A 25834-nucleotide genomic window follows, 5' to 3' on the forward strand; every position below is an offset into this window, starting at 1 on the left:
CCCCGCTCACCCCACGTGCACCGCGGGCCGGCGGCGCAGGTCGGGTTCGGCCTCGCGGAGGATCTCGCGGGTCACCGGCGCGACCTCGCCCTGGCCCGTGAAGAGGTAGCGGAGCAGGTGCAGCACGGGGTTGCCCTCGGTCCAGTCGAAGTAGACGTGCGGGGGCTTCCCGGTGACGTCGCGGAGGTGCAGCAGGAGGGCCGCGATCGCGTTCGGCGCGGACGGGGCCTCGGTGCACAGCACCCGGTACGGCCCGCGCTGCTCCCCGATCACGGACAGGGACGTCTCGAACTCCGACGGGTCGGTGATCCGGACCTCGACCAGCAGCACCTTCTCGGGGTCGGGGATGTTGTGGTCCTCGCGCTCCTCGGCGAGCTTCGCCCGGTACTCCTCGTCCCGGGCGGGGCTGGCGGCCTCGCCCGGGCGCGGCTCGTGCGCGACGAGCCGGACCGGGCCGGGGGCGCAGGAGTCGAGGAAGCCGCGGGCGGTGTCGTCGAGCGTGACCCCCGTGACCCGGAGCTCGAACGCGCGCACGACCCGGGAGGCGAACGAGACCACGATGATGCCGGCGATGAAGCAGGCGGCGATCTTCACGCCCTCCGGTCGCTCCACGACGTTGAGCAGGGTCGTGTAGACGAAGACCAGCGACACCACCGCGAAGCCGACGACGACGCGCCGGCGGCTCCTGCGCCGCGCCGAGAGCGTCACCGCGATGGCGGCCGAGGTCATCAGGACCAGGACGCCGGTGGCGTAGGCGCCGCCCTGGGCGTCGACGTCGGCGTCGAAGATCACGGTGACCAGGAACGCGATCGCGGTGATCACCAGGACCAGCGGCCGCACCGCCCGCGCCCAGTGCGGCGCCATGCCGTAGCGCGGGAGGTAGCGCGGCACGAGGTTGAGCAGGCCCGCCATCGCGGAGGCACCGGCGAACCAGAGGATCACGATCGTCGACAGGTCGTACACCGTGCCGAAGGCCGCGCCGAGGTCCTCGTGCGCGAGATAGGCCAGGGCGCGGCCGTTCGCCGCGCCGCCGGGGGCGAGCTCCGGGGCGGGGACGAGGAGCGTCACGACGACGCTCGACGTCACCAGGAACGTGCTCATCGTCAGCGCGGCGGTGGTGAGCAGCCGGCGGGCGCCGGCGATCCGGCCGGCCGGGCGCTGCTCCGTGTCGTCCGGCCCGCCCTTGATCAGCGGCATCACGGAGACCCCGGTCTCGAAGCCGGACAGGCCCAGCGCGAGCTTGGGGAACACGACCAGCGCCACCGCGACGGCCAGGAACGGGTTCGGGTACTGCACCGCGAGCAGGCGCGTCCAGTCGGCGACCAGGTGGGGTTCGGTCGCGATCCGCCGCAGCCCGTCGACGACCACGACGGCGTTGAGCCCCAGGTAGGCCGCCACCAGCACGACGGCGATCCGGATCGCCTCGCCGAAGCCGGCCAGGAAGACCACGCCCAGCAGGGCGAGCAGGAAGAGCGTGATCCCTACGTTGTGGCCGTCGAGGAGGTGGGCGACGAGCGGGTTCTCGACGACGTGCGCGGTCGCGTCGGCGGCCGACAGCGTCATCGTGATGAGGAAGTCCGTGGCGGCGAACCCGAGCAGGACCAGGACGAAGATCTTCCCGCGCCAGAAGGGCAGCAGCCGCTCGAGCATGGCGATCGAGCCCTCGCCGCGGGGGCTCTCCCGGGCCACGCGGCGGTAGACCGGCAACGCCCCGAGCAGCGTGACCAGCACCAGCACGACGGTCGCCAGCGGGCTCAGCACGCCCGCCGCCAGGACCGCGATCCCGGGCTGGTAGCCGAGCGTCGAGAAGTAGTCCACGCCGGTGAGGCACATGACCTTCCACCAGGGGTGCCGCTTCTCCGGCTCGGGCGGGTGGGTGTGCGGGCCCGGCCGGGAGGGCCGGGCCTCGCCCTGCAGCAACCAGCCGCCGACGCGGTGCCGGCCGCTCTCGATCACGCCCACGCCCGCAGCATCCCGTGGATCGGGGCACCGGGCCAGCGGGTCGACGATTCGTCCCGTTCCTGCGCGCGGATCGGACCAGGAGGCGAGGCCGACCTGCCGCACGCCTGAGGCTCACCCGCTCGACGCACTCGTCCGTTCGCCGAGGCCGGACGCGGCTCGGGTCACTCGTCGTCCGCATCCGGGACGCGCCCGGGCTCCGCACCCTCGCCCGCGCGTCGGCGGGCCACCAGGATGCTGCCGACGAGCAGGTCGTAGGCGCAGATGCCCACCACCCCACCGGTCAGCGGGCCGACGATCGGGATCCACCAGTACTGGTCGAAGTACGTTCCAGGGCCAGGGTGGGCGGTCGCAGCCGGGGTGGGCGCAGCCGCGGTCGCGGGCGGTGACCGCGCAGCGGAGCCCGTCGGGCAGGGTGCGGGTGAGCCGGCCGACGTCGAGGGGTTGACCGGCCCCGTCGAGCACGACCGGGACCACCCCGCAGTCGCAGGCCAGGTGGCGCAGCGCGGCCGGGCTCAGTGGCCCGGCGAACTCCAGCATCCCGGCCCGGGCGCGGGTTTCGAGGTCCCCGTGGGAACACGGCGGCCCCACCGCCCTGAACAACCTGGTCATGCTGTGCAAGGCCCACCACCGCCAGATCCACACCACCGACTGGGCGGTGCGACGCACTCCTTGCGGTGCGCGGAGCCGACCACCTGGCTTCGCCTCGGGAGTTGAAGGCTCTCACGCACTCCACCAGGCATACAGAGGACAACCCTCAATATCGAGGTTCAACGATACGGTTGAGGTGGTCGAGCGCTCCACCGCAACCCGGAAGGACCACGCATGACCACCGGCATCCCCGCCCCTCTCGCCGGCGCGGACAGCGACGACCACGCCGCCCTCGCCGACGCGGTCGCCGCACAGATCGCCGACCTGCCCCACGCGCCCCGGCTGCTCGGGCTCGGAGAGCCGCTGCACGGCGAGGAGGAGTTCGGCCTCCTCCGCAATGCCCTCTTCGGCGCGCTCGTCGAGCGGGCCGGCTTCACCACGATCGCCCTCGAGTCCGGCGCGTGGCACGGCCGGCTCGTCGACGGCTGGATCAACGGGGCGGAGGGCTCGGAGGACGACGTCCTGGCCGCGGGCTTCACCCACGGCTTCGGCGCCTTCCCCGCCAACCGCCTGCTGATCCGCTGGATGCGGGAGCAGAACCGGCACCGCCCGGCCACCGCTCGCCTCCGGTTCGCGGGCTTCGACGCGCCCACCGAGATGATGTCCGCGCCGAGCCCGCGCTCCCCGCTCCGCGTGCTGCACGGCTTCCTGCGCACCCACCTCGGTGGCGCCGACCTGCCGTCCTGGGACGGCCTGGACCGGCTGCTCGGTGCCGACGAGCCCTGGGAGAACGAGGACGCGGCGATGGACCCCGCCCGCTCGGTCGGTGACGAACCCCGGGTGCGGGACCTGCGGGCGACCACCGACGACCTCCGTCGGACGCTCGCCGGCGAGGTCCCCCGCCTCCGCCCCGAGGTCACGCCGGACGAGCTCGAGGAAGCCCTCCTCGCCGGTCGCACCGCCGCGGGCCTGCTCGCCTACCACCGGGCGATGGCGCGGCGCACCGACCACCCCGAGCAGCGCTGGGACCGCCTCGCCGCCCTCCGCGACACGATGATGGCCGAGAACCTGTTCGCGATCGCCGAGCACGGGCCGGCCCTCGTGTTCGGCCACAACCAGCACCTGCGGACCGGGACCACGGGGTTGACCCTCGGCCCGATGACGTTGCGCTGGCAACCCGTCGGGGCCCACCTCGCCGACCGGTACGGCAGGGGCTACCGGGTGATCGCCTGCGCCCTGGGCGAGGCCGCGCACCAGGGCGTCCCGGCGCCGCCGCCGGACACCGTCGAGGGCGCCCTCCACCGCGCACTGCCGCCCGGCCACCACCTCCTGGACGCGCCGGCGCTCCCGCGGGCCTCCGCGACCCGCCGCAGCGACAACCCGGCCTACGTCCCGCTCGACGACACCCTCCTCGACCACGTCGACCAGCTCCTGTTCCTCCACACCGTCGGCCCGCGCACCCCCACGCCCGGCAGCACGCCCCACCCCGAACCCGGGGGCGTGCTGCGGTGATCGAGGCCGGCACCGGCCCTGGCGTCCGCAGCAGGAGGCGGGTGGTGCTGGTGGCGGCCGTGGTCCTGGGGCCGTACCTGATCGGCCGGGGTGCTGGCCGTGCATTGCGGGCCCGGGCTCGTCGCGCTTGCGCTGGTGGTCGCGGCCGTGCGTCGACGCGTCCGGCACCGGGCGGATGTCAGTAGTTGCCCTTGGCCGACCACCCGCCGTCGACCGGGTAGACCTGCCCGGTCACGAACCGGCCCTCCCGGAACAGGTACGCCACCATCGACGCGATCTCCTCGGGCAGGCCGAGCCGGTCGATGATGTGCGCGCGGGCGTTGGCGGCCTTCATCTCCGGGGTGATGTCGCCGAGGATCGGGGTGTCGATCGTGCCCGGCGCGATGGCGTTGACCAGGACGTTGCGCGGGCCGTACTCGAACGCGGCCTGCTGGGTCAGCCCGATGACGCCGCCCTTCGCGGCCGAGTAGGAGGCGAGGTTCGGCAGCCCGCGCAGCGCGGCCAACGAGCTGATGTTCACGATCCGTCCGCCGCCGGCCTCGATCATCGACGGGATCACCGCCCGCATCCCGAGCCAGATGCCCTTGAGGTCGGTCGCGAGGACGTTGTCCCAGGCCTCCTCGGTCAGCCCGACGACGGTGTCCTCGCTCTGCATGTTCACGATGCCCGCGACGTTGGCCAGCAGGTCGACGCGGCCGTGCCGCTCCAGCACGCCGGCGATCCCGGCCTCCCAGTCGGCGGCGACCCGCACGTCGAGCTCGACGCCGACCGCCTGCCCGCCCTCCTTCTCCGCGAGGGCGACCGTCTCGCGGGTGTCCTTGATGTCCGCGCACGTCACCAGCGCGCCCTCGGCGGCCAGCCGCAGCGCGGTCGCGCGGCCGATGCCCTGCGCGGCGCCGGTGACGACGGCGACCTTGTCGCGCAGCGTGGCCTCCTGCAGCGGCGGAAGATCCGACACGACCTGCTCCCTTCGACGACCTCGTGATGACGACGGCGCCCGACGGTAGGAACCGCCGCGCGCGGCCGACAGGGCGGCGCCGCGGAGGTGTTGGGAGAGTCCACAGGACCCGTCCGGCCCGGTTGGGAACGTCGACAACGCCACGCGCACGAGGGGGATGACACCCCCGCCCCGCCCCGGGACGCTGCCCCGGCAGCCGACGAAGGGGGCACAGGTGGACGGGACGGGACCGGTCTTCGGGCTCTGGTACGACTTCCGCAACCCGGATCCGGAGCGGCCGTTCGGCTCCTTCTACCGCGAGGTCCTGGAGCAGATCGGCTGGGCGGAGCACAAGGGCCTGGGCTCGGTCTGGCTGACCGAGCACCACTTCTGCGCGGACGGGTACAGTCCCTCGCCCTTCGTGCTGGCGTCGGCGATCGGCGAGCGCACCGCGAACCTGCGGATCGGCACCAACCTGATCGTCTCCCCGCTGCACAACCCCGTGCGGCTCGCCGAGGACGCCGCCACCCTCTCGCTGCTCACCGGTGGCCGGTTCGACCTCGGCGTCGGGCAGGGCTACTGGGAGCGCGAGTTCGCGGCGTTCGGGCAGACCGTGCGCAACCGCCCGAGCCTGCTCGAGGAGGGCGTCGAGATCATCCGCCGGGCGTGGGCCGGGGACGACTCCGGCTTCGCCGGCAAGCGGTACAGCCTGCCCGCGGGGCTGGCGGTGACCCCGCAGCCCGAGACCGTGCCCCAACTCCTGGTCGGGGCCATGGCCGAGCCCGCGATCGCCCGCGCGGCCCGCATCGCCGACGGCTTCCTCTCCACCCAGAACGCCCACCAGCAGGCCTACCTCGACGCCGTCGCCGCGCTCGGCCGTCCGGTCGAGGAGGCCCGGATCTACGCCGGCCAGTGGGCGATCATCGCCGAGGACCCGGAGCGGACCTGGGCGCGGATCGGCGAGCACGCCCTCTACCAGCTCAACGAGTACATCTCCTGGGGCGCGTTCGGCCCGCCCGACGCGACCCCGCGCTTCACCGACCCGCAGCAGATCCTCGACGCGGGCGCCTACCAGCTGTGGGACGCCGACATCGCCGTCACCGAGCTGACCGCGCTGCTGCGCGAGCGCCCGCAGATCCGCGACGTGCACTTCTGGGCCCAGCTGCCCGGCGAGCCCGTCGACAGCGGCACCGAACGCATCGAGTACCTGGCCACGAAGGTGATGCCGCGGGTCCGCGAGCGCCTCGCGGGCTGAGCCCCCCGACCCCCGAGAAGGAGACGACATGGCGTACCTGGAGCGCGACGGCAAGCAGGTCTACTACGAGCACCACCGCGGCTCGGGCGGGCGCCCGGTCGTGCTGGTGCACGGCTGGGGTGCGACGAGCGAGTGCTGGGACACCACGCTGCTCGCGCTGCTCGACGCCGGCCGCGAGGTCGCGCTGATCGAGCACCGCGCCTGCGGGCGCTCGGACAAGGACTTCGACGACGTCTCCGTGGACGCCATCGCCTCGGACGTCGTCGCCCTGGTCCGGCACCTCGGCCTGGACCGCCCGGTGCTCAACGGCTGGTCGCTGGGCGGGGCGGTCGTGGTCGCCGCGGCGGCGGAGCTGGGCGACGAGATCTCCGGCGTGGTCCTGACCGGCGGGGCGAGCCCGCGGTACACCGCGACGGACGGCTGGCCGCACGGCGGCGCGCCCGCCGACACCGAGGCCGTGCTCGCCGGGCTGGCCGTGGATCGGCCGTCGACCTTCCGCGGCATCGCCTCGGCGGTGTGCGCCAAGCCGGTGCCCGACGACGTGCTGCAGGCCATCTGGCTGCAGTTCATGCAGACCGGCGCGCGGGCCGCCGACACGATGCGGGGGCTGATCGACCTCGACCAGCGCGAGCTGCTCGCCGGCCTGTCGGTGCCCGTGCTGTCGCTGCACGGCACGGACGACGCCTTCGTGTCGTTCTCGGGCGCGAAGGCGGGCATCGAGCTCTGCCGCGACGGCCGGCTCGTCGAGTTCGCCGGCGTCGGCCACGCGCCGTTCCTGGAGGACCCGGAGACCTACCGGGCCGAGCTCCTGCGCTTCCTGGCCTGAGCGGGGGCCGGAACCCCCGCCTCGCCCCCCACCAGCCGCAGTGCCAGCGCGGCGTACCGGGCGGCCAGCTCGTCGATGGCGAGCCGGCCGGCCGGTTCCCACCACTCGTTCGGCCCGTTGATCATGTCCAGCACGGCCAGCGCGGACAGCCGCGCGTCCTCGCAGGCGAACTCCCCCGCCGCGGTGCCCGCGGCCAGGAAGTCCCCGAGGGCGTGCTGGTAGCGGCGCCGGTAGACCTGCACCTCGTCGAGCTTCTCCGGTGACAGCGCACGCAGCTCGCGCCCGGCCACCCACCAGGCGTCCCGGTTGGCGCCGATGTGCCCCACGTGCCCGCGGACCAGCCGGGCGAGCCGCTCCCGGTACGTGCCCTCGGCCTCCAGGATGGGCAGCTGGTCCGCCACCAGGTCGCGGTCGACCACGTAGATCGACTCGAGGAGCAGCTCCTCCTTGCTCGCGAAGTGGTGGTAGAGCGAGGCGGCCTGGATGTCGGCCGCCTCGGCGATCGCGCGCATCCCCACGCCGTGGTAGCCGCGCTCGCGGAACAGCCGGCTCGCCACCGCCACCAGCTCGGCCCGCCGCGCGGCGGACCGCGGCCCGCGCGGACGGCCCGCCTGCGCCCGGGCCGCCTGTGCCTGGGTCACCGTGGATCCCTCCCCGTTCGGCCCCGCACCGGCGATCGGACCACGGGGGACCGGACCACGGCCCGGCGGATCACGCGCCCCCGCCCCGCGCCAGGTCGTCGACCTGCAGGGCGAGCTGGGCCGCCAGCAGGGCGTCGAACCGCCGCAGGTCGAGGCCGCCGACGTGCTCGATGCGGCCCAGCCGGTAACGGATGGTGTTCTCGTGCACCCCCAGCGCCTTCGCCGTGGCGCGGACCTGCGCGCCGCAGGCCAGGTAGTGCCGGAGCGTGTCGGTGAGGTCGCCGCCGGTCTCCGCGTCGTTACGGCGCAGCGGGCCGAGCAGCGTCTCGGCGAACCGGACGGCCACCGAGGTGCGCTCGCCGTTGACCACCAGCCGCAGGGTGCGGAAGTCCGCGGCGTCGAGCACACCGGGCCGGCCCCCGAACCCGGCGACGATGGCCTCGGCGTCGCGGCACTCGGCGTGGGCGGCCGGATAGTCCTCCACCCGTCGGCAGACCGCGGAGACGACGGCCCGGCGGCACCCGGTCAGCGGCCCGAGCCGGTCGAGCACCGCATCCAGCTGCGCCTTGACCCGCGCCTCGGGGGCGCTGCCGGCCGGCAGCCCGACGAGCAGGACCACGGCGTCGGGTTCGGCGATCGCCAGCACCGGCACCCCGAGCGCCTCGGCCACCACCGCGGAGGCCGGGGCGCGGCCGTCCCGGGCGCTGCGCCCGTCGGACACCGGCAACCGCACGAGCAGGTGCGGCCGGTCCACCTCCAGTCCCACGTGCGCGGCCATCCGCCGCAGGTCGTCCGGGGTGCGGGAGCCGCGCAGCAGCTCGCCGAGGACGTCGTCGCGGGCCTGCACCACGGCCTGCGCGCGCCGGGTCTCCGACAACGACTGCAGGGCCAGCACGGCCGCGGCGTACTCGACGACCACCGCGTCGGCCGGACCGAGCCGCCGCCCCGTCTCGACGACGTCGAGATACCCGGACACCTCCCCCTCGCCGACCAGCGCGGCGACCAGGTGCCGGCGCATCAGACCGGCGTCGGGCTCGGGGGGCAGCACCGTCGACGTGCGCTCCGGCCCCAGGTCGGCGAGCGCCGCGCGGACCCGGGCGGTGCCGGGCAGGAACGACGAGCCGTGCAGCACCGTGGGTCCCTCGGGCGCGCTCCAGCTCAGCGGCCGCAGCGCGGCGTCGAGCAGGGCCACGCCGGTGCCGAGCAGGTTCGCCAGCAGCGCGACCAGCGCGTCGCCCTCGGTCCCGCCGGCCACGGCCGCGGAGAGCCGCCGCTGCAGCTCCCGGGTCCGGGCCAGCTCCGCGAGCTCGCGGCGGCGCCGGGCGTCGACGCTCGCCTGGCGCTCCCGGCCGAGGATCGTCTCGGCGAGGCCGGCGTACGGGGCGGCGGCCGCGGCGTCCCGGTCCGCGGCGGTGTCGTCCGGCGGGTCGTCGGGCGGCCGGCCGCCGGTGGCGAGGCGCTCGACCTCCAGCACGCCGGCCACCTCGCCCTCGACGAGCAACGGCACCGCGGCGCTGGTGTACACGCCGCCCCGCGGCTCGCCGTCGGCGGCCAGGCGCACCAGGCGGCCGTCCGGGCGGCGGGCGTGCACCACGCAGCGTGCGGCGCCCAGCTCGGCGCGCACCGCCCGCGCGACCAGCGTCAACTCCGCCGTCACGTCCTGTTGCGGCGGCTCGGGGCGGACCGTTGTAGGACTCGCCATGGCTCTCCCTCGACGTCGTTGGTTCGGCAGGGCCCTGCGACTACCGTCACAATCTGCCTCCCTAACACTCGTTAGGCAAGAGTCGACGCGGGACGAGACACGGAAGGACGCCCACATGGATGTCGGTGTGCTGCTGGTGTTCCAGAACTGGCACGAGAACCTGTCCGACGGCGAGATGTTCCGGCAGGAGGCCGAGCTCGGCGTCCTGGCCGAGGAGTACGGCTTCGACTCCGTCTGGGCCGCCGAGCACCACTTCGACGACTACTCGATGTGCCCGGACAACCTGCAGCTGATGACCTACCTGGCCGCGCGCACCAGCCGGATCAAGCTGGGCACCGGCGCGGTGATCCTGCCCTGGAACAACCCGTTGCGGGTGGTCGAGAAGGCGATCATGCTCGACCACCTGTCCGGCGGACGGGTGCTGCTCGGGATGGGCCGCGGCCTGGCGAAGATGGAGTACGAGCAGTTCGGCGTGGACATGAACGAGTCCCGCCAGCGGTTCGACGAGGCCGCGCCGGTGATCGTCGCCGGCCTGCGGAACGGGTACGTCGAGAACGACGGGCCCTTCTACCCGCAGCCCCGGGCGACCGTGCGCCCCGGCCCGAACCCGGAGTACGACTGGACCGGTCGGATCTACGGCGTCGCGATGTCGCCGGACTCGGTGCCCGCCGTGGCCAAGGTCGGCGCCCGGATGATGACCTTCATGCAGTACCCGGCGGAGGTCCACGCCGAGTCGATCAACCGCTACCGCGACATCTACCGCGAGGAGCACGGCACGGAGCCGCTCCCGGTGCACACCCAGGACTTCGTGTACTGCCACGAGGACCCGGAGGAGGCCGAGAAGACCGCGCGCGAGTACCTGTCGCGGTACTTCCTGTCCGTGGTGAAGCACTACGACTTCGCCGGCAAGCACTGGCGCGAGACGAAGGGCTACGAGGCCTACCAGGTCGGCGCGGACATGATCCGGGAGGCCGGCATGGAGGCCGCGGCCGCCGGCTACGCCGACACCCAGGTCTGGGGCACGCCCGAGCAGTGCGTCGAGAAGTACAAGCACCGCCTCGAGGTGCTCGGCCCGCACCACCCGAGCATCGCGCCGTCGTTCGCCGGGCTGCCCTTCGACAAGGTCCGGGCCTCGCTGAAGCTGTTCGGCGAGAAGGTCGTGCCCGAGCTCAAGAAGCTCGGCGTCGAGGCTCCGGTGGGGGTCTGACGTGGGCGCGCTCGAGGAGGAGAACAAGAAGGTCGTCACCGAGTTCATGGAGGTCTTCTCCTCCGGTGACGTGAACGGGATCCTGGGCTCCCTGGCCGACGACGCCACCTGGTGGGTCGCCGGGAACATCCCCGGGATCTCCGGCACCAAGGACAAGGCGGGCTTCGGCGAGATGCTCGGCGGGATCGCCGAGGGCACGACGACCGGCGCCATCAGGCTCACGCCTCTGGCCTTCACGGCCGAGGGCGAACGGGTCGCGGTGGAGACCGAGTCCTACGCGGAGCTGAAGAACGGGCGGGTCTACAACAACCTGTACCACTTCGTCTTCACCGTCCGGGACGGCAAGATCAGCTCCGTGAAGGAGTTCCTCGACACCGAGCACACCACGGCGGTGTTCGTGGCGCCCTGACGCCGCTCCCTGGAGGAACGAACGGCACTTCCGCTCACGGCTGGTGAGCGGAGGTGCCGTTCGTGTATCCGGGGTCAGGCGTGGACGCCGGCGGACCAGTGCTCCCGCAGGGCGCGCTTGTCGAGCTTGCCGACGCTGGTGCGCGGCAGCTCGGCGGTCACCTCGACGCGCTCGGGCAGCCACCAGCGCGGCACCCGCTCCCCCAGCCGCGCCCTCAGCTCGTCGCCGGTCGCGGCCGAGCCGGGCTGCAGCACCACTAGCGCCAGCGGCCGCTCCTGCCAGCGCGGGTGCGGCACGGCGACGACGGCGGCCTCGGCGACCTCCGGGTCGGCCAGCAGCGCCTGCTCCAGGGCCACCGAGCTGATCCACTCGCCGCCGCTCTTGATCAGGTCCTTGGCGCGGTCGACGATCCGCATCCAGCCGTCCGGGTCGATGACGGCGACGTCGCCGGTCAGCAACCAGCCGTCGTCGAACCGCTCGGGGGCCTCGCCGAGGTAGTAGCCGGTGGCCACCCACGGCCCCTTGACCTGCAGCTCCCCCGCGGACTCGCCGTCCCACGGGAGCTCGCGGCCGGCGTCGTCGACGATCCGCCACTGCAGGCCGGGCAGCAGCCGGCCCTGGCTCTGCGTGCGGCGGCGGCGCTCCTCGCGGTCGGCGATCGGCCGGGGCGGGCGGGTGAAGCTCGCCATCGGGGACAGCTCGGTCATGCCCCAGCCCTGGTAGACCGGGATGCCGAGCTCCTCCTCGAGATCGCGGATCAGGGTGAGGCCGGGGGTGGAGCCGCCGAGCACCAGCGCGCGCAGGCTGCGCAGGTCGCCGCCGTGCTCGCGGACGTGCCGGAGGATGTCGACGGCCACGGTGGGGACCATCCCGACGTAGGTGACCTTCTCCCGTTCGATGATCCGGGCGATCTCGGCCGGCGTGGGGTGCGGCCCGGGCAGCACCTGCGCCGCTCCGGTCATGGTGGCCGCGTACGGGACGCCCCAGGCGTTGGCGTGGAACATCGGCACGACGTGCAGGACCGTGTCGGCGGCCGAGATCGCGTGCCCGTCGGCGAGGCAGGCGGCGAAGGTGTGCAGGTAGAGGCCGCGGTGGCTGTAGCCCACGCCCTTGGGCCGGCCGGTGGTGCCGGAGGTGTAGCAGAGGACGGCGAGGTCGTCCTCGCGCACGCCCGGCCCGCTGTCGTCCGGCGGCCCCTCCACCAGCAGGGCCTCGTAGGCGTCGCCGGTGTCGAGCACGCCCAGCTCGGGCTGGACGCCGTCGAGCAGGTGCCGCAGCTCCACGTCGGCGACGATCAGCCGGTCGTCGGCGTGCCCGACGATGTAGGCGATCTCCTCGGCCGACAGGCGCAGGTTGAGCGTGTGCAGCACGGCCCCGACCTGCGGGACCGCCGCGTAGAGCTCGAGGTGGCGGTGGTGGTTCCAGGCCAGGCTGGCCACCCGGTCCCCCGGCCGCACCCCGAGCCGGCGCAGCGCCCCCGCCAGCCGGTGGACCCGGTCGGCGTAGGCGGCGTAGTCGTAGCGCAGGACCTCCTCGCCGTGCGCGTACGCCACGATCTCGCGGTGGGGATGGTGCCGGCGCGCCCGGCGCAGGAAGTCGGTGATCAGTAGCTCGCCGGGGCGCGTCGTCATGACGTCAGGGTCCGCGGGCGGGCGGGGCCTGTCACCCGCCCGTGGCCGGCGGCTTGTGGGCTCCTTCAAGGTCGGCCCCGCGGCGGAGCGGTCAGCCCTGCTGCGCCCGGTAGTGGCCCGGGACCATCCGCGTGGACACGCCGAGGCGGTTCCAGGCGTTGATCGCCGTGATCGCGGCGACGAGCTGGGCCAGTTCGGTCTCGTCGAACCGTGCGGCGGCGCGCTCCCACACGTCGTCGGGCACGAACCCGTCCGTGAGCACGGTGATCGCGTCGGTCAGCGCGAGGGCCGCGGTCTCGCGCGGGGAGTAGAAGTGCGCCGACTCCTCCCAGGCCGACAGCTGCACGATCCGCTCGACCGACTCACCCTGCGCCAGCGCGTCCTTCGAGTGCATGTCCAGGCAGAAGGCGCAGTGGTTGAGCTGCGAGGCGCGGATCCTGACCAGCTCGACGAGGGCGGGCTCGAGGCCCTTCCCGGCAGCGGCGCCGAAGCGCGCCATGGCCTTGTAGACGTCGGGCACGAGCTCGGCGAGCACGAGCCGCGGGGTGTGCTCGGGGTTGCGGGTGGAAGCGGAAGTCTCCTCGGTGACGGTCACGGGAACGACGCTAGGCGCCGGCTGGCACACCGGTGTGGTCCACTTCCGGCATGGTTTCGCGGGCCACTTCGGACCTCCACCTCGATCTCGTGGAGGGCCACGGGGTGCGGAACGGCCTGATGGAGGCGGTGCGGGAGGCGGTGCGCAGCGGGCGGCTGGCCCCGGGATCACGCCTGCCGTCCTCCCGCTCGTTGGCCGCCGACCTCGGGCTGGCCCGCAACACGGTCGCGGAGGCCTACGCGGAGCTGGTCGCCGAGGGCTGGCTGACGGCCCGGCAGGGCTCGGGCACCCGGGTCGCGCCGCGCGCGGTTCCCGGCGGCCGCCCCGCGGACCCGGTGCGCCCGGAGCCGCCCGGCCTGGCGCGACCGGCACACGACCTGCGGCCGGGCCGGCCGGACGTCGCCGCCTTCCCCCGCGCCGCCTGGCTGCGGGCCGCGCGACGGACCCTGGCCGCGGCGCCCGACGAGGCGTTCGGCTACGGCGACGACCGCGGCCGGCCCGAGCTGCGGGCCGCGTTGGCCGACCACCTCGCCCGCGCCCGCGGGGTCCGCACGACCCCGGACCGGATCGTCGTGTGCGCGGGTGCGGTCCACGGGCTCGCCCTGCTCGCCGACCTGCTGCGGGCCCGGCGGGGAGGCCGGGTCGCCGTCGAGTCGCACTCGCTGCACCTGCACCGGGAGCTGCTCGACCGGCACGGGCTCGCGGTCGGCGCCCTGCCCGTCGACCACGCGGGGGCCCGCGCGGACCTGCTCGGCGACGAGGGGGCCGTCCTGCTCACCCCGGCCCACCAGTTCCCCACCGGGGTGGCCCTGCGGCCCGACCGCCGGGCCGCGGCGATCGACTGGGCGCGCGCCACCGGCGGGGTGGTGATCGAGGACGACTACGACGGCGAGTTCCGCTACGACCGGCGGCCCGTGGGTGCCCTGCAGGGCCTGGACCCCGAGCGGGTGGTGTACCTCGGGACCGCCAGCAAGGCCCTCGCGCCGGGGCTGCGGCTCGGCTGGCTGGTCCTGCCGGACGGCCTCGCCGCCGAGGTGGGACGGCTGGTCGCCGGGGAGGGCGGGACGCGGGTCCCGGCCGTGGAGCAGCTGGTCCTCGCGGAGCTGCTCACCTCCGGGGCGTACGACCGGCACGTCCGGCGGCGGCGGCAGGCCTACCGGCGGCGCCGGGACGAGCTCGTCGCCACCCTGGCGGCGCGGGTACCGGAGGTGGCCGTGCGCGGCCTGGCCGCGGGGCTGCACGCGCTGGTCGAACTGCCCGCCGGCGACGGGCCGCCCGGCGCGGCCGAGGCCGAGGCGCTGCGTTCGGCGGCCTGGCACGGCCTGGCGGTCGAGGGTCTGGGCCGCTTCCGCCATCCCGACGCCGCGCCGCGCCCGGACGCGCTGGTGGTCGGCTACGCCACGCCGTCGCCGTCGGCCTGGGCGGGTGCGCTGGAGGCGCTGTGCCGGACGCTCGCCCGGCCCGCCGGCTGACGGCGGGCGGGTTCGGCCGACTCCGCGGGGTCGGCGGGTTCAGTGCCGGCGGTGGGTGCGCACGTGGTCGAGGCTGTAGCGGCCGGCGCCGATCGCGCAGAGCAGCAGGAAGATCCAGCTGTACAGCGCGGCGGGCTCGCCCATGTTGTACAGCGGGTTCCACCCCTGCGGCAGGTGCATGGCGAAGTAGGCGAAGGCCATCATCCCGGAGAGCAGGAAGCAGGTCGGCCGCACGTACAGGCCGATCGCGACGAGCACCGCGCCGACGAGCTCGACCACCGAGACCCACCAGTAGAGCGTGAAGGGTGGCAGTCCCGTACCGGCGCCGTCGACGCCGCCGAAGGCGCCGAACCCGGCGACGGCGTGCACCGAGTACAGGAACCCGACGACGACCCGGAAGGCCAGCAGCACCAGCTGCGGCGCGGTCTCGCGCAGGCGGGTGGTCGCGGTGGCGGCGCCGGGGGCGTCCGTGGTGCGGCGGGTCAGGGCGCGGGTGGTGTCGAGCGTGCTCATGGCGGGTCCTCCGTCCGGTTCGTCAGTGCTGTCGTGGAGGTCGACCGGCCGCGCGCCGGGAAGTCATCGGCCGCGGTGGTTCGAGCACCGGCGGAACGGTTACCCGCACGCGTGGGCGCGGTTCTGGCGGTGGTGGCGGCGGTCCTCAACGCGGCCGCGTCCGTGCTGCAGCGCAAGGCCGCGCGCGACGAGCCGGAGGACCGGTCCTTCTCGATCGGGCTGCTGTTCGACCTGGTCCGGCGGCCCTCCTGGCTGGCCGGGATCGCCTGCGTGATCGTCGGGTTCCTGGTCCAGGCCGTGGCGCTGACGCTGGCCGGGGTCGCCGTCGTGCAGCCCCTGCTGGTGGCCGAGCTGCCGTTCACGGTGCTGCTGGCGGCGTGGGCGTTCGGCGCGCGGCCCGGGGTCCGGGAGTGGACGGCGATCGCGGTGCTCGCCGCCGGTCTGGTGCTGGTCGTCGTCGCGCTCGCGCCGCGCGGTGGCGACCCGGTCGCGGTGCCCGGCTGGACGTGGGCGCTCGGATCGGCGGGGGTCGCCGTGCTCGTCGGCGGGACGGTGGCCGCCGGTCGCGCGACGACGGGATCGCCGCGGGCCGGGTGGCTCGGCGTCGCGACCGGCACGGCGTTCGGCTACGTCGCCGTGCTCGTCGCGGCGGTGGGGGCGATCGCCGGGCGGGAGGGCGCGTCCGGGGTGCTCACCGCCTGGCAGACCTGGGCGGTGGTCGTGGTCGGACCGCTGTCGTTCTTCCTGCTCCAGACCGCGCTGCAGGCGGGCAGCCTGGTCGCCTCGCAGCCCGGCTTCACGCTGATGAACCCCCTCGTCGCGACGGCGTGGGGCGTGGTCGTCTTCGGCGAGCAGGTCCGCGGCGGCGCCTGGTACGCGATGGCCGCGGCCGGCGGCGCCGCGCTGGTCCTGGGCACGTTCGTGCTGGTGCACTCGCCGCTGCTCGGCGGGCAGGACGACCAGGACGACCCGGACGACCCGGACGACCCGGACACCCCGGGTGACGGGGGCGACCGGGGCGAGGAGACGGCGGCCGCGCGCTGAGATCCGTCCCCCGATCGCCCGACGCCGCGCTCCCCCGGCGGATCGGGTGCCGGGCCGACGGTGCCGGTGGCGGATCGGCGGGACCGTGTGTCCAGCGGGGAACGACCCCGTGGACCACCGGACCGAAAGGCACGGCTATGACCCTCACCCTGCCCCGCAGCCTGCACCGCACCGCGCGCCGCGCCGGGTCGCACACCGACCGCCCCGCCCGCCGCCGCAACCCCTTCCGGCTCGACCAGTTCCGCCCCGCCGCACCCTTCGCCGGGATCTTCCCGGTCGACCGCGACCGCGAGCGGGTGCTCGCCGACCTGCGCGCCCTGGGTGCGCCCGGCGACCTCGTCGCCCGTGCGCGCGTCTGACCCGCGCCCGCCCGATCCACGCTGTGGTGCCCTTCACGCTGCCGCCGACCACCCGGTCGTGGCTAGGGTGAGGACCACCCGGACCCGAGGACAGGAGGCCGCCATGACCGGTGTCCGCCTCGTCTCCCGTCGCTGGCTCGACGGGCTCGGCACGCCGCCGGGGCACTGTCCGCGCTAGTCGCGCACCGATTCGCCGCCTGATCCCCGCCGGATCCGCCGGCTCCGCACCGTCCGGCCCGCGCGCCGGCCCCGTCCCCGACGACCCGGGCCGGCCGCGCCGACCGCTGTGCACCCGACCCGTGCCCGACCCGTGCCCGACCCGCGCCCGACCCGCGCCCACCGTCGACAGGAGACCCCTATGCGCTTCCAGGTCCTCGACATCGTCCCGCACGCCCCGCACCCGGTCACCGGCGAGATCATCCCGGTGCACGAGCGGCTGGAGCGGGTGGTGGAGAACGCCGTGCTCGCCGAGCGGCTCGGCTTCGACTCCTACGCCGTCGGGGAGCGGCACGCCGGCGAGTTCGTCTCCTCCGCCCCGACCGTGCTGCTCGGGGCGCTCGCCCGGGCCACGCAGCGGATCCTGCTCAGCACCGGCGTCACCGTGCTGTCGCTGCTCGACCCGGTCCGCGTCGCCGAGGACTACGCGACCGTCGACCAGCTCTCGGGCGGGCGGCTCGAGATCGTGATCGGGAAGGGCAACGAGGACAAGCACTTCCCGCTCTTCGGCCTCGACCTGGCGAAGCAGTACGAGTACCTGACCGAGAACTACGAGCTGCTGCGCCGGCTGCTGCGCGAGGAGCGGGTGTCCTGGACCGGCGTGCACCACCACGACCTCGACGGCGTGACGACCTACCCGCGGCCCTTCGACGGCCCCTTCCGCATCTGGCACGGCTCGGCCACCTCCACCGCGGCCGTCGACCTGGCCGCGAAGTGGGGCGACCCGCTCTTCTCGGCCAACGCGCTGCAGCCGCGGGAGAACTACCTGGTCCTCATCGACCGCTACCGCGAGCAGCTCGAGGCGCACGGGCACGACCCCGCCGTCGGGTACGTCGGATCGGGCTCCGGCGGGCTCTTCCTCGCCGACACGGACGAGCAGGCGGTCGCCGAGTACCGGCCGATCTACGAGGCGCAGGCGGCCAAGCTCGCCGCGGCGCACGCCGGCGACCCGCGCAAGGGCAAGACGATGTCCTTCACGACGATCGAGGAGGCCGTCGCGCACGGCCCCGCACTGGTCGGGACGCCGGAGCGGGTCGCCGCGAAGATCCTCGACTACCACAAGTCCTACCGGCACGACGTCCAGTCGGTCTCGATCAACCCGGTGCTGCCCTACCCGCAGCAGCAGGAGGTGCTGACCCGGTTCGCCGAGGAGGTCGTGCCGCTGGTCCTGCGGGAGGTGTCGACGACGCTCTGGGGACCGCAGGACCGCGGCCGGGCGAAGGGGCTGACCCTCACCTGAACCGTCACCTCGCGGTGGCCGTCCGGCGCCGCGACCCCAGCAGCGGCAACGGGATCCGCCGCCGCCGGCCCTGCCGGCCGGGCAGCCGGCCCGCCGCGGCGTCGTCGATCAGGGCCTTGACGGTCTCCGCGGCGTCGGTGCGGTTCGCGCCGATGCCGCCGGTGGAGCCGCGCTTGATCCAGCCGACGACGTAGGTGCCGGGCATGCCCTCGACCCGGCCCTCCCGGTTCGGGACCGTGCCCGTGGCCTGGTCGAACGGCAGACCGGCGAGCGGCCGCCCGCGGTGGCCGACGGCCCGGACGACCAGCCCGGCGGGGATCTCCACCTCGCCGTCCGGGCCGGTCACCCGGACCGCCTCGACCTGGCCGGAGCCGGTGATCGCGGTGGGCGCCGAGTGGAAGCGCAGGACCAGCCGGCGCGGACCCCCCGTGGGCGGGGCCGACCAGTCGACGACCTCGCGGCGCGCCTCCTGCAGCAGCGCCGCGTGCTCGCCCGGCACGGCCTCGTCGATCGCCTTCCCGGTGCGCGGGTCGGCCTCGTCGACCACGACCTCCACGCCCTCCCGGCGCAGCAGCGCGAGGAGCTCGGGCCGGGTGTAGGCGGCCGTGTCCGGGCCGCGGCGGGCCAGCAGGACCACCTCCCGCACCCCCGAGCCCCGCAGCAGGTCCAGGGCCCCGCGCGCGATCGCGGTGTCCTCGAGGTCGGCGGGGTCCGCCGTGAGGATCCGCGCGACGTCGAGCGCCACGTTCCCGGTGCCGACGACGACCACCCGCCCCGACGACAGGTCGACCGCGCCGGGCGCGATCTCGGGGTGGCCGTTGTACCAGCCGACGACGGTGGTGGCGGGCAGGCTGCCGGGCAGGTCCTCCCCCGGCACGCCGAGCGACCGGGACTCCGACGCGCCCACGGCGTAGATCACCGCGTCGTGCTCGGCCGCGAGCCGCTCGGGCGTGACGTCCCGGCCCACCTCCACCCCGAGCCGCATCCGCAGCCGGTGGTGGCCGTGGTGGCGCGCGAACGTCTCGCCGATCCGCTTGGTCGACGGGTGGTCCGGGGCGACCCCGAACCGCACCAGCCCGCCCGCGACGGCGAGCCGGTCGATCAGGGTGACCCGGGCGTCGGTGTGCAGGAGCAGGTCCTGCACGGCGTACATGCCCGCGGGCCCGGTGCCGACCACCGCGACGTCGAGCGCCGGGAAGCCGGCCGGGATCGTGCGGTCGAAGGCGGGCGGGCCCCAGCGGTGGAACACGGGTGTGCGCTCCGCGTCCCCCACCGCCGAGGTCGGCCGGTCGGCGTAGAACTCCGCATTGACCTCCGCGTAGCCCTCGAGCGGGCCGCGCAGGGCGTCGACGGGGTGGATCGCGTCCACCGGGCACGCATCGGCACACGCACCGCAGTCGATGCACGACCGCGGGTCGATGTAGAGCATGTCGGTGGTGCCGAAGTCCGGCTCGTCCGGCGTCGGGTGGATGCAGTTGACCGGGCACGCCGCGACGCAGGACGCGTCGGTGCAGCAGGTCTGGGTGATCGCGTACGGCATCGCGGGAACCTGTCGTCGTCGGCGGTGGTCGAGGTCGGTCGGAGCAGGGTCGGAGCTGGGTCGGAGCAGGGTCGGAGCTGGGTCGGAGCAGGGTCAGAGCAGGTTCGCGCGGCGGTAGATCGCCCGCGCGGGCGGCGTGAGCAGCCCGGCCGAGCCGAGGAACTCCATGAGCCCGGCGCAGCTCGAGCGCAGCATCGCCTTGTGGTGCTGGTTGGCCCGCGCCTCGCGCAGCGCGCGCCTGCGGTCCAGCCCGGCCGCCTCGTACACGTCGTCGCTGACCATGCTGGTCACGATGTGGTAGGCGGCCCCGGCGATGACCACGGCGTCGGCCTGGCGGCGCAGCGCGCCCGCACCCCGCATCCGCTCGCGGACCTCGTCCCGGGCGAACTTCATGTGCCGGGACTCCTCGACCACGTGGATGTTGTTGATCGTGCGCACGAACGGGACCACGCGCTCGTCGCGCATCCAGTCCCGCTGCATCACGTCGAGGACCTCCTCGGCGACGAGGATCGCGGCGTAGGCCGCCTCGCCGCCGGCGAGCGCAGCGAAGGCCCGACCGAGCTCGACGACCGACCGCTTGGGCCGGTACGGCCGCGCGCCCAGCTTCGCCACGCCGCGCGCGAACATGATCGAGTGGCGGCACTCGTCGGCGATCTCGGTGAGCGCCCACTGGAAGGCCGGGTCGGTCGGGTCCTCGGCGTAGAAGTCCCGCAGCACCATCTGCTGCAGGATCATCTCGAACCAGATGCCGGTGCTGGCGACGGACGCCGACTCCTGCCGGGTCAGCTCGCGCTGCTGCTCCGGGGTCATCTCGTCCCAGTACGCCGTGCCGTAGAGCGTGCTCCACTCCGGGCTGGCGCCGTGGAAGCCGGTGTCCAGCGGGGTGTCCCAGTCGACCTCCCGGGCGGGGTCGAAGGACAGCATCTCCGACGACTGCAGCAGGCGGCGGGCGACGTCGGCGTGGTCGCCCTCGTCGGGAGGTCGGGTCGCGGCCCCCGCGGCGGGGCCGGTCGTGGTGCGGTCCAGGGCAATGGTGTCGTCCATGGTCGCTCCCTCGCGGATCGACGACGTGCTGGCGTTACCGGCGGTAACGTTACCGGTGGTAACACATGCCCGCAACCGCAGGGGTCACCCGTCCGCGTGATACGCCAGCAGCTCCCGGGCGTCGGCCTCGACGTCCTCGAGCGGCACGTCGGCGACGAGGGACTCCGCGTGCGTGCAGCCCTCGCCCCCGCCGAGCAGCGGCGCGCCGCAGCGCGGGCAGGCCGCGGTCCAGGACACGTGCGCGCGATGCCGGCTCCGGGTCAACGGCCCCGCGTTGACCACGTTCGGCCCCCAGAAGATCCCGACGGTGGGGGTGCCGACGGCGGCCGCCAGGTGCCGGGGGCCGCTGTCGTCGGCGACCACCACGGCCGCCCGCTCCAGGACGCCGACCAGCCCCGACAGTCCCTGCTCCCCGGCGAGCGCCCGGACCGGCGCCCGGATGCCGGCCGCCACCTCCGCCACGAGGTCCCGCTCGTGCGGCGACCCGACCACCACGACCGTCGCGCCGTCGTCCGCGAGCCGGCGGCCGAGCGTCGCGAACCGTCCGCCGGGCCACCGCCGCCGGGGGTCCCCCGCGCCGGGGTGCAGCACGACGACCGGCCCCGTGACCGGCCCCAGCGCCTCCGCCGCGGCCACCCGGTCGGCCTCCGTGACCGCCAGCCGCGGCTCCAGCCGAACGGGCGGTGCCCCGACCAGGGCCGCGACCTCGAGGAACCGCACGGCCTCGGCCTGCAGGTACACGTACGGCGCGGTGCGGTCGAGCGGCGGCGCCTCCGGCGCCCGCAGCCCGGCCGTCACCCGCGCGCCGACCCGGCGGACGAAGGGATTGGAGTACCCGCCCCCGCCGTGCAGCTGCAGGGCGAGGTCGATCGGGGGCAGCCCGGCGAGGAACGCGGCGATCTCCGCCTCGTCGACGGCCTCCCACGGGGCGGGTTCCCGGATCCCGCGGGTGCACGGGACCACCAGGACCCGGTCGACCGGGCCGGGCCGGTCCGTCATCAGCTCCGCGTGGATCGGCGCGCAGAGCAGGAGGATCTCGGCGTCGGGGTACGCGGCACGCAGGGCGTCGAGCGCGGGCAGCACGGCCACGAGATCGCCGAGCCCGCCCGCGCGCAGCACCGCGATCCGCCGGACGTCGGGCACCGGCGGGCCGGACCGCAGGTCGAGGCAGGGGTGGCTCACCGGGTACGCGCCCGGCTCGGAATCGGCGGCATGCCGGGGCACGTAGTCCTCCCGCACCCGTCCCAAACCTCACCCCGGACCTCACCACCCCCGACGTTTGTCCCGGCCGCGGGGAGGTACCGGGACCCGTCCCCGTCCCGCCGAGCGCCCCGGAGCCGCCGTGAGCCGACCGGAGCGGCAGCCCGCATCCGCCGGCACCATCCCCCGCGGGCACGTCTTCGCGGTGCAGGGGCGGATGGAGCTGCTGCGCCACGACGCCGCCGTGGTCCCCACCGGCCCCGCCCTGAGCATCTCCCCGGCGTGGCGGCCGCTGACCGGGGCGGACCCCGGCGTGCGGCGGCCGCGGACCTGGGGCCGCCCGGGGGTGCGGCACGCGCGCGCGGGCGAGGCGCTCTGGTTGCTCGACGTCGAGCGGCGCGACGACGCCGTCCTGTCCTGGCTGCTCGACGGCGTGCACGGCGTGCTCGAGGAGATCGCGTCGACCGGCACCCCGGCGGCGGGACGGGTGCTGCCACTGGTCGTCGTGCCCGTGGTGGGGATCGGCGCGGGCGGCTTCGGCGACGACCGCGGCGCGGTGATCCGCGGCCTGCTCGACGTGGCCGACGACGTCGTCCGGCGGCACGCGGTCGATCTCGCGTTCGTCACGCCGGACCCCGCCGTGCACGGCGCCGTGCAGCACCTGCGGCGGCTGCGCCACGAGTGGCCGCTGGACCCGGCGCTGCTGGAGTCCGCCGCCGGCCTCGCCGAGCAGGCGCGCCGCGGCGAGCTGGCGCTGTTCTTCGGCGCCGGGGTGAGCATCCCCGCCGGCCTGCCGAGCTGGGCCGACCTGCTGCGGGCCTGCCTGGCGGCCGCGCCCGACCTGGACACCGAGGACTTCGCCCGGCTGCACCCGCTGGACCAGGGGGAACTGCTGCGCCGGGTGCTCGGCGACCGGTTCGGGTCGGTCGTCGCCGAGCTCGCCGACGCCGACCGGCACGCGCTGGGGCACTCCCTGCTCGCCGCCCTGCACTGCCGCGAGGCCGCCACCACCAACTACGACCACCTCTACGAGCTGGCCGCCGCCGCGCACGTCGAACCGGTGGTGATGCCGTGGCGGACCCCGCGCGGCGGCGAACCCTGGCTGCTCAAGCTCAACGGCGACGTCGACCACCCGGAGAGCATCGTGCTGGCCCGCCGCGACTTCCTCCGCCAGGAGATGCTCGCCCGGCCGGCCGCGGCCGTCCTCGAGGCGATGATGCTGACCCGGCACCTGCTGATCGTCGGGGCCTCGCTCACGGACGACAACGTCCTGCGGCTGACCCACGAGGTCGCGGAGTTCCGCGCCGAGCACGGCGGCAAGGACCAGCCCTTCGGCAGCGTCCTCGACGTCGAGACCGACGGCGTGCGCCGGCAGCTGTGGGCGGGCGAGCTGGAGTGGCTGAGCATGCCCGGCCCGGACGTCGCGCACCGGTCGCGGGCCCTCGACGTCTTCCTCGACGCCGTGGCCGCGGAGGCGACGACCGACTCCTCCTGGGTCCTCGACGACCGGTTCGAGTCCCTCCTCGAGGACGGCGACGCCGAGACCGCCCGGCGGGCCCGCGCCCTGTGGGGCGCCCTCGGCGACCGCGAGCCCTGGGTGGCGCTGCGTGCCGAGCTGGAACGGCACGGCTCGGGCGACGAGCCCCCGGTACCGCACCACCGCTGAGAGACTCTTGAATCAACTGGTTGGCTCGTCCAGCGGCCCGGGATCGACCGGGGCGCGTCCGGTCGAGGAGCACGACCGCACCGCGCACGAGATCGCCCCGGACGCCGGCGTCACCGAGTTCTGATCCCGGACCGCGCGGACGTGCGTCGTGCTGCGCAGTCGTCGGGCACCTCACAGTGCCCGGACACGTCGTGCACAGCCCGCTCCTCGGTCCGGCCGCGAGGGTTCTCCCCGGCGCCGGACCCGGCGCCCGAGACGCTCCCCCACAGGAGGACCCGTGCACACACTTCCCCAGCTCGTCGACTACCTCACCGCCCACGGCGCCCCGGCGCAGCTCGTCGACCAGGTGAGGGGCCTGCAGCTCCGGCACGCCCTGACCGACCGGTCCTTCCAGGACCTCTGCACCCGCCTGGGCTGGCGGCCGCGCGGCGTGAGCGTCGCCGACGCCGTCGCCTGGGTCCGGCAGGGCGTCCGCGCCTGACGCCACCGCACGCGGCGGGGGCCGTCCGTACCTCCCGCAGCTCCTCGACACCTGGACGCTGAGGTCCGGCACGAGCGGTCGGACCCCGGGCCGGTCCCGTCCGGGTCGGCGCCGGCTACGACGTCGTGAACGGGGCCGGCGCCAGCCCGGACACGCAGCCGAGGTCCGGCCCGGCGAGCCGCTCGAGGAAGCTGCGCATCACGGCGACGCCGCAGGCCGGCGACCAGAGCAGGACGTCGTGGGCCGCGTCCGGGAAGGTCGACCGGGTCGCGGCGGGCAGGGTCTGCGCGACGAGGTCGGCGTTCGCCGGAGCGGTGACGGCGTCGAGCGCCCCGGCGAGGACCAGGACCGGCCGGTCGCTCGACACGGGGGTGCGCACCGACGGCGGGGCGGGTGGGATCGACCAGCGGGCGCAGTCGCCGACGAGGTACGGCGACTGCGGCACGAGCCGGAGCACCTGCTCCGGCAGCCCGGGCAGCGCGGCCCGCCCCCGGGCGAGCAGCGTGTCGGTGTCGACCGGGATCTCGCCGCAGAACACGCCGAACGTCAGCCCGTACGCCGTCACCCCGGTCGGGGGACGGTTGGCGAGCAGGGTGTCGGCGGCGATGCTCCCGTCGCCGCGGTCCAGGTTCGCGACCAGCGCGGGGAAGGCGGCGATGCCCCCCGGGGCCAGGCTCGCGACCACCGCGAGGTTGATCAGCTTGTACCCGTCGACGACCACCGGGACCGGACTGCCGGTCGCCGGGTCGGTCCGGGTGAGGGTCCGTGGCCGGGCGGTCAGGTCGCCGACGAGCCGGACGACGTCGTCGCGCAACGACGGGTGGTCGGCCCGGCAGGCGGGCTGCGCGGCGCAGGCGTCGGACAGGCCCGCCAGACCGGAGGCGGCCGACGGCCAGAAGTGGTCCGCGAGGGACTGCTGCGGCGGCAGCACCGAGTCGAGGACCACGCTCCGGATCCCGTCCGGATGGTCCCGCAGCGTCTGCAGGGCGAGGTCGGCGCCGTAGGAGACGCCGTAGAGGTTCCACTCCCCGATCCCGAGCGCCGTCCGCAGGTCGGCGACGTCGGCGGCGTTCTCGGTGGTGTCGAAGGCCGCCAGGTCCGCCGTGGCGGCGAGCCGGTCGCGGCACGCCCCCACGGCGTCGGCGCTGCGTTGCGCGGTCGCCGGGTCGAACGTGTCCAGCCCGACCCAGGCGTCGAGGAAGGCGTCGACCTCCGGGCACGCGAGCAGCGGCTCGGACTTCCACGTACCCCGCTGCTCCAGGAAGATCACGTCCCGGTCGGCGTTCCAGCCCGCCGCGATGCGGGGGACCGCGCCGATCAGGGCGCTCCCGCCGGGTCCGCCGGTGAGGTAGACGAGCGGATCCGGTCGGGGGTCGGGTGCGGTCGCCTTCGCGCGGGCCACCGCGAGCCGCACCGTCCCTCCGTCGGGCGCGGTCCGGTTCTCGGGCACGGTCAGGTACCCGCACTCCACCCCGGCCCCGAGGTCCAGCTGTGCCACCCCGGGGTAGATCGGGTTGGGGCACGGCGCGGCCGCGTAGGAGGCCGTGCCCGGCGCCGCCACCGCGGCCGACGCCACGGGCGCCACCCGCGCCGGGGCGGCCGGTGGGGCCGACGTGCCGGCCGGTGCCCCGCAGCCCGCCAGCACCACGAGTGCGGTCACGCTCCCGGTGAGGAACCCCGCCCGACCGGCGGTGAACCGCTGCGACCGTGCGATGGGCATCCCGCGGCTCCTCCGCCGGTTTCCTCGGGCGGCGTCCGGACCCCCCGCCCGGACGCCGCCCGCTCTGCGAAGAT

Annotated in this window: 22 protein-coding genes; 11 read left to right on the forward strand and 11 right to left on the reverse strand. The window is 75.1% G+C overall.

Annotated elements, in window-relative coordinates:
* Positions 1-6: 6 nt before the first annotated feature.
* Positions 7-1962 (reverse strand): APC family permease, encoded by a 1956-nt coding sequence (locus ACFQH9_RS03255; RefSeq protein WP_379564008.1) that lies wholly within the window; start codon positions 1960-1962, stop codon positions 7-9.
* Positions 1963-2784: 822 nt separating this feature from the next.
* On the opposite strand from ACFQH9_RS03255, the gene ACFQH9_RS03260 reads away from it, so the two are divergent.
* A complete protein-coding gene (locus ACFQH9_RS03260; protein ID WP_379564010.1) occupies positions 2785-4062 on the forward strand; it encodes an erythromycin esterase family protein in 1278 nt (425 codons plus the stop codon).
* A 178-nt stretch (positions 4063-4240) separates the two neighbouring features.
* On the opposite strand, the gene ACFQH9_RS03265 is transcribed toward ACFQH9_RS03260, so the two are convergent.
* A complete protein-coding gene (locus ACFQH9_RS03265) occupies positions 4241-5020 on the reverse strand; it encodes an SDR family NAD(P)-dependent oxidoreductase (protein ID WP_379564012.1) in 780 nt (259 codons plus the stop codon).
* A 214-nt stretch (positions 5021-5234) separates the two neighbouring features.
* Here ACFQH9_RS03265 and ACFQH9_RS03270 point away from each other — a divergent pair, with 214 nt between their 5' ends.
* Positions 5235-6254, forward strand: coding sequence for an LLM class flavin-dependent oxidoreductase (locus tag ACFQH9_RS03270; protein WP_379564014.1), 1020 nt, complete (start codon positions 5235-5237; stop codon positions 6252-6254).
* A gap of 28 nt (positions 6255-6282) precedes the next feature.
* The gene (locus ACFQH9_RS03275) at positions 6283-7080 is read left to right on the forward strand and encodes an alpha/beta fold hydrolase (protein WP_379564016.1); all 798 of its coding nucleotides are present in this window, start codon (positions 6283-6285) and stop codon (positions 7078-7080) included.
* Here ACFQH9_RS03275 and ACFQH9_RS03280 read toward each other — a convergent pair.
* Positions 7047-7721: a TetR/AcrR family transcriptional regulator gene (locus ACFQH9_RS03280; RefSeq protein ID WP_379564018.1), complete on the reverse strand. Its 675-nt coding sequence runs from the start codon at positions 7719-7721 to the stop codon at positions 7047-7049. The two genes, ACFQH9_RS03275 and ACFQH9_RS03280, sit on opposite strands and share 34 nt — an antisense overlap.
* Before the next feature lie 70 nt (positions 7722-7791).
* On the reverse strand, positions 7792-9423 hold the full coding sequence (locus ACFQH9_RS03285; protein WP_379564020.1) for a PucR family transcriptional regulator: 1632 nt from the start codon (positions 9421-9423) through the stop codon (positions 7792-7794).
* A gap of 115 nt (positions 9424-9538) precedes the next feature.
* On the opposite strand from ACFQH9_RS03285, the gene ACFQH9_RS03290 reads away from it, so the two are divergent.
* Both ACFQH9_RS03290 and ACFQH9_RS03295 read left to right on the forward strand, forming a co-directional pair.
* Complete coding sequence (locus tag ACFQH9_RS03290; RefSeq protein WP_379564022.1) at positions 9539-10630, forward strand: LLM class flavin-dependent oxidoreductase; 1092 nt, start codon at positions 9539-9541, stop codon at positions 10628-10630.
* A 1-nt stretch (position 10631) separates the two neighbouring features.
* On the forward strand, positions 10632-11039 hold the full coding sequence (locus ACFQH9_RS03295) for a nuclear transport factor 2 family protein (protein ID WP_379564024.1): 408 nt from the start codon (positions 10632-10634) through the stop codon (positions 11037-11039).
* Positions 11040-11113: 74 nt separating this feature from the next.
* On the opposite strand, the gene ACFQH9_RS03300 is transcribed toward ACFQH9_RS03295, so the two are convergent.
* Positions 11114-12670 (reverse strand): long-chain-fatty-acid--CoA ligase, encoded by a 1557-nt coding sequence (locus ACFQH9_RS03300; RefSeq protein ID WP_379564026.1) that lies wholly within the window; start codon positions 12668-12670, stop codon positions 11114-11116.
* 91 nt (positions 12671-12761) lie between these two features.
* Positions 12762-13265 (reverse strand): carboxymuconolactone decarboxylase family protein, encoded by a 504-nt coding sequence (locus tag ACFQH9_RS03305; protein WP_379564028.1) that lies wholly within the window; start codon positions 13263-13265, stop codon positions 12762-12764.
* 50 nt (positions 13266-13315) lie between these two features.
* On the opposite strand from ACFQH9_RS03305, the gene pdxR reads away from it, so the two are divergent.
* Positions 13316-14737 (forward strand): MocR-like pyridoxine biosynthesis transcription factor PdxR, encoded by a 1422-nt coding sequence (pdxR, locus tag ACFQH9_RS03310; RefSeq protein WP_379564030.1) that lies wholly within the window; start codon positions 13316-13318, stop codon positions 14735-14737.
* 39 nt (positions 14738-14776) lie between these two features.
* Here the strand turns inward: pdxR and ACFQH9_RS03315 are convergent, their stop codons facing one another.
* Positions 14777-15250, reverse strand: coding sequence for a DoxX family protein (locus ACFQH9_RS03315; RefSeq protein WP_379564032.1), 474 nt, complete (start codon positions 15248-15250; stop codon positions 14777-14779).
* Positions 15251-15361: 111 nt separating this feature from the next.
* On the opposite strand from ACFQH9_RS03315, the gene ACFQH9_RS03320 reads away from it, so the two are divergent.
* From ACFQH9_RS03320 to ACFQH9_RS03330, 3 genes are all read left to right on the forward strand, one after another.
* On the forward strand, positions 15362-16294 hold the full coding sequence (locus tag ACFQH9_RS03320; protein WP_379564034.1) for a DMT family transporter: 933 nt from the start codon (positions 15362-15364) through the stop codon (positions 16292-16294).
* Positions 16295-16431: 137 nt separating this feature from the next.
* Complete coding sequence (locus ACFQH9_RS03325; RefSeq protein WP_379564036.1) at positions 16432-16653, forward strand: hypothetical protein; 222 nt, start codon at positions 16432-16434, stop codon at positions 16651-16653.
* A 358-nt stretch (positions 16654-17011) separates the two neighbouring features.
* A complete protein-coding gene (locus tag ACFQH9_RS03330) occupies positions 17012-18109 on the forward strand; it encodes an LLM class flavin-dependent oxidoreductase (RefSeq protein ID WP_379564038.1) in 1098 nt (365 codons plus the stop codon).
* Between the two features lie 4 nt (positions 18110-18113).
* On the opposite strand, the gene ACFQH9_RS03335 is transcribed toward ACFQH9_RS03330, so the two are convergent.
* The 3 genes from ACFQH9_RS03335 to ACFQH9_RS03345 all read right to left on the reverse strand — a co-directional run bounded on the left by ACFQH9_RS03335 (position 18114) and on the right by ACFQH9_RS03345 (position 21932).
* On the reverse strand, positions 18114-19649 hold the full coding sequence (locus tag ACFQH9_RS03335) for an FAD-dependent oxidoreductase (RefSeq protein WP_379564040.1): 1536 nt from the start codon (positions 19647-19649) through the stop codon (positions 18114-18116).
* A 93-nt stretch (positions 19650-19742) separates the two neighbouring features.
* Positions 19743-20693 carry an AurF N-oxygenase family protein gene (locus ACFQH9_RS03340; RefSeq protein ID WP_379564042.1) on the reverse strand — a complete coding sequence of 317 codons (951 nt, stop codon included), beginning with the start codon at positions 20691-20693 and terminating at the stop codon, positions 19743-19745.
* Between the two features lie 84 nt (positions 20694-20777).
* Entirely contained in the window at positions 20778-21932 is a 1155-nt protein-coding gene (locus tag ACFQH9_RS03345) for a glycosyltransferase family 9 protein (protein WP_379564044.1), read from the reverse strand.
* A 103-nt stretch (positions 21933-22035) separates the two neighbouring features.
* On the opposite strand from ACFQH9_RS03345, the gene ACFQH9_RS03350 reads away from it, so the two are divergent.
* Positions 22036-23559 (forward strand): SIR2 family protein, encoded by a 1524-nt coding sequence (locus ACFQH9_RS03350; RefSeq protein WP_379564046.1) that lies wholly within the window; start codon positions 22036-22038, stop codon positions 23557-23559.
* 277 nt (positions 23560-23836) lie between these two features.
* Positions 23837-24040: a hypothetical protein gene (locus ACFQH9_RS03355; protein WP_379564048.1), complete on the forward strand. Its 204-nt coding sequence runs from the start codon at positions 23837-23839 to the stop codon at positions 24038-24040.
* A 115-nt stretch (positions 24041-24155) separates the two neighbouring features.
* Here the strand turns inward: ACFQH9_RS03355 and ACFQH9_RS03360 are convergent, their stop codons facing one another.
* Positions 24156-25760: an alpha/beta fold hydrolase gene (locus ACFQH9_RS03360; RefSeq protein WP_379564050.1), complete on the reverse strand. Its 1605-nt coding sequence runs from the start codon at positions 25758-25760 to the stop codon at positions 24156-24158.
* Positions 25761-25834: the final 74 nt, after the last annotated feature.

Origin of the sequence: Pseudonocardia lutea, from assembly GCF_042658055.1 — a bacterium.
Taxonomy (GTDB): Bacteria; Actinomycetota; Actinomycetes; order Mycobacteriales; family Pseudonocardiaceae; genus Pseudonocardia; species Pseudonocardia lutea.

What these genes read in the sequence shown, in the direction of transcription:
- pdxR (WP_379564030.1), top strand. Translation starts at nt 13,316, where the DNA reads ATGGTTTCGCGGGCCACTTCGGACCTCCACCTCGATCTCGTGGAGGGC.
- ACFQH9_RS03290 (WP_379564022.1), top strand. Translation starts at nt 9,539, where the DNA reads ATGGATGTCGGTGTGCTGCTGGTGTTCCAGAACTGGCACGAGAACCTG.
- ACFQH9_RS03340 (WP_379564042.1), bottom strand. Translation starts at nt 20,693, where the DNA reads ATGGACGACACCATTGCCCTGGACCGCACCACGACCGGCCCCGCCGCG.
- ACFQH9_RS03330 (WP_379564038.1), top strand. Translation starts at nt 17,012, where the DNA reads ATGCGCTTCCAGGTCCTCGACATCGTCCCGCACGCCCCGCACCCGGTC.
- ACFQH9_RS03315 (WP_379564032.1), bottom strand. Translation starts at nt 15,250, where the DNA reads ATGAGCACGCTCGACACCACCCGCGCCCTGACCCGCCGCACCACGGAC.
- ACFQH9_RS03335 (WP_379564040.1), bottom strand. Translation starts at nt 19,649, where the DNA reads ATGCCGTACGCGATCACCCAGACCTGCTGCACCGACGCGTCCTGCGTC.
- ACFQH9_RS03325 (WP_379564036.1), top strand. Translation starts at nt 16,432, where the DNA reads ATGACCCTCACCCTGCCCCGCAGCCTGCACCGCACCGCGCGCCGCGCC.
- ACFQH9_RS03285 (WP_379564020.1), bottom strand. Translation starts at nt 9,423, where the DNA reads ATGGCGAGTCCTACAACGGTCCGCCCCGAGCCGCCGCAACAGGACGTG.
- ACFQH9_RS03260 (WP_379564010.1), top strand. Translation starts at nt 2,785, where the DNA reads ATGACCACCGGCATCCCCGCCCCTCTCGCCGGCGCGGACAGCGACGAC.
- ACFQH9_RS03275 (WP_379564016.1), top strand. Translation starts at nt 6,283, where the DNA reads ATGGCGTACCTGGAGCGCGACGGCAAGCAGGTCTACTACGAGCACCAC.
- ACFQH9_RS03360 (WP_379564050.1), bottom strand. Translation starts at nt 25,760, where the DNA reads ATGCCCATCGCACGGTCGCAGCGGTTCACCGCCGGTCGGGCGGGGTTC.
- ACFQH9_RS03300 (WP_379564026.1), bottom strand. Translation starts at nt 12,670, where the DNA reads ATGACGACGCGCCCCGGCGAGCTACTGATCACCGACTTCCTGCGCCGG.